This window comes from Pseudoalteromonas sp. TB51, assembly GCF_000498055.1.
Lineage (GTDB): Bacteria > Pseudomonadota > Gammaproteobacteria > Enterobacterales > Alteromonadaceae > Pseudoalteromonas > Pseudoalteromonas atlantica.
Genome location: NZ_AUTO01000038.1, coordinates 1 through 2,914, shown reverse-complemented (window position 1 = coordinate 2,914; position 2,914 = coordinate 1). Strand labels below are relative to the sequence as shown.

At 42.3% G+C, this 2,914-nt stretch carries 3 protein-coding genes; all 3 read right to left on the bottom strand.

Going from position 1 to position 2,914, the window contains the following annotated elements; translation table 11 throughout:
• Positions 1 to 1,101 (bottom strand): monovalent cation/H+ antiporter subunit D (locus tag L650_RS0100985; protein WP_029771842.1); only part of this gene is annotated, 1,101 nt, incomplete at its 3' end.
• Entirely contained in the window at positions 1,098 to 1,451 is a 354-nt protein-coding gene (locus L650_RS0100980; protein WP_004585893.1) for a Na+/H+ antiporter subunit C, read from the bottom strand. The genes L650_RS0100980 and L650_RS0100985, both read right to left, overlap by 4 nt.
• Positions 1,451 to 2,914: hydrogen gas-evolving membrane-bound hydrogenase subunit E (gene mbhE, locus L650_RS0100975; protein WP_029771841.1), on the bottom strand; the 1,464-nt coding region annotated here is incomplete at its 5' end. The genes L650_RS0100980 and mbhE, both read right to left, overlap by 1 nt.

Here is a 2,914-nt window from a genome sequence, read left to right as displayed (position 1 = left end):
TCCGGCAACCAGTCTATCCCCTACTTTGCCCCTTTGTGTGGCAATTAAATCAGCTAATAAAAATAGTGCAGCGCTGACTAATGTGGAGTGCACTAAATAATAAAGCAGTGCAGCTGTTGCAGTTACGTTTTGCAGTGCAATTAGAGCGACTAACGTGCCCACTGATACAACAACTAAATTTGCCGTTAACTTACGTAAATCTTGCGCAGCCATTACGCCAATTGCACCAACCACTATAGTAGCAATGGCTAAGCCCCATAACCACGATTGCGCCATATGTTCAAGCTCACCGGCTTGCTCACCAAAAATAACAGTATAAACGCGCAACATGGCGTATACACCCACCTTGGTCATAATAGCAAATAAAGCGGCAACCACAGGCTTTGCACTGGCATAAGTATTTGGTAGCCACAAGTGCAAAGGGAGCAATGCGGCTTTTAAAGCAAATACAACTAACAGCAGTAAGCCGCCGGCCTTCGCCAAATAGACGTCATCGCCCGTTAACAGGGCTACTTTTTGCGTCATATCAGCGATGTTTAATGTACCCAGTACGCCGTATAAAATACCTAAACCAATTAAAAATACGCTCGAGCCAACCAAATTTAATATGACGTATTGGAGCGCTGCACGGGTATTTTGTTTATCTCCGGCATGCATAAGTAGTGAGTATGAGGCAATCAACAACACCTCAAAAAATACAAATACATTAAATAAGTCACCCGTTAAAAATGCCCCATTAACACCTAATATTAAAAAATGAACTAATGGATGAAAAAAGTTTCCTTTTGCATCATCGCCGGCACAGCCATATAAAATGACTCCCATTCCTAAAAAGGATGTAAGTGCAACCAATAAAGTAGAAAGCATATCGGCAACAAGCACTATGCCAAAAGGAGCAGACCAATTACCAATAGCGTATACATTGATACCACTGTTATATATATGGATTAACAGCAATGCACTAACAATAAATGTGATCACCGCCATAATTGATGAGGCAATACGGCGAATACGTAAACTTTTACCACAGGGTGGCAAAAGCAATATTACCGCTGCCAACATAGGTAATAAAATAGGCAAAGAAGTTAAATGTTGAATCATTTTTGCTCCTTGCTATCGGCTGCGCTTTTGATGATTTGCCCATCAACATGATCGCTTCCTAAATCGGCTCTACCACGTATAGCTAAAATAACCACAAACGCAGTCATTGCAAACCCTATCACTATTGCAGTAAGTACTAGTGCTTGAGGTAAAGGGTCGGCATATTCAGCCCCTGTACCAAGCACAACTGCTTTATTTATGGTTAAGCGACCCGCAGAAAACAAAAATAAGTTAACGGCATAGGAAATCATAGTAAGGCCAAGCACTACCGGAAACGTACGGGCCCTTAGCAGTAAAAACACACCACAACTAACTAATACACCAACGCAAGATGCGTACAATAGCTCCATTAAATGTTTACCTCTTTTTTCTGGGTATCTGCTGTCATGTTGCCAAGGCTTGCTAATATCATTAACGTGGCTCCAACCACTGTTAAATAAACGCCTAAATCAAACACAATTGCGCTTGCAAGTTCTGTTTTGCCAATAAATGGAATATCGAAATAATCAAACCACGTAGTTAAAAACGGCCGTTCAAAGAACCAGCTACCGACCCCAGTAAACAAGGCAATACCGATACCTGATGCAATAATTTTACGGTAGTTGACTGCAAAGCGCTCGCTTATCCAAGCTGAGCCATGAGCCATATACTGCAATATAAAGGCAATTGATGTTACTAACCCTGCAATAAAGCCGCCGCCAGGTAAGTTATGACCACGTAAGAAAATATAAGCCGATACTAATAATGCAAGCGGTAATAAGCTATGCGAAATACTGGCAAGTAGTATAGGGTGGCGCTCGCGTGCCCATGGGCGCCCTTCACCATCACTTGCTGGCATGAACAATGGAATACGAGAAAGCACTTTAAATATACCCAACGCTGCAATACCCAATACGGTTATTTCGCCTAGGGTGTCAAAGCCCCTAAAATCAACCAAAATAACGTTTACTACATTGGTACCGCCACCTCCTGTTTTGGCATTGGCTATGAAAAAATCTGATATCGATTCGAGTGGGCGTGTAAGTAATGCATAACATATACTTGCCACCACAACACCTAATGTTGAGGCTATCCCTAAATCTCTGAGTACTCGTAACGAACTAGACTCTTTAGGCGTATGTTGTGGTAAGAAAAACAACGCCAACATTAATAAAATAACGGTTGCTACTTCTACCGTTAATTGCGTAAGCGCTAAGTCGGGCGCAGAAAAACGCGTAAACGCCACCGACACCATAAGCCCTACAATAGAAATCATTAGTAACGCAACTACGCGTGAGCGATGCCAAATAACGGTAGCAAAAGCACCTATAATCAGTAGGCCTGCACCTATTGCGTTATGCACATCAACCGGAATACGCGGCATACTGCCCGCTAATTGTTGCATTTCAAATAATGGCCAACCGGCACATAACAATACCACCGCCAGCATTACAAAAATGTAGCGTTGTAATGAGCCGTTTTCGATAGTGTTTACCCTGCTTTGGCACCAATTAATAACTTTAAGCACAATTAGCTCAAAGGTTTTTTTAGCATTAAGTGGCGGTAATGATGCTTGAAATTGAAATAGGTATTTACGATTTATATAAATAAACAAACCACCCACTACCGCCATGGCGCTCATTAATAGCGGTAAGTTAAAACCATGCCATATAGCCAGTTCGTACTCTGGTACCTTTTGACCAAGTACAGCCAAAGACGCAGCAGATAAAATGCCATCGACTGAAAAATGCGGGAACAAACCAACCAGCACACACAGCACAACCAATACTTCAATAGGGAGTCGCATGTAACGCGGAGCCTCATGCGGCTGGCG

What these genes read in the sequence shown, in the direction of transcription:
- L650_RS0100980 (WP_004585893.1), bottom strand. Translation starts at nt 1,451, where the DNA reads ATGGAGCTATTGTACGCATCTTGCGTTGGTGTATTAGTTAGTTGTGGT.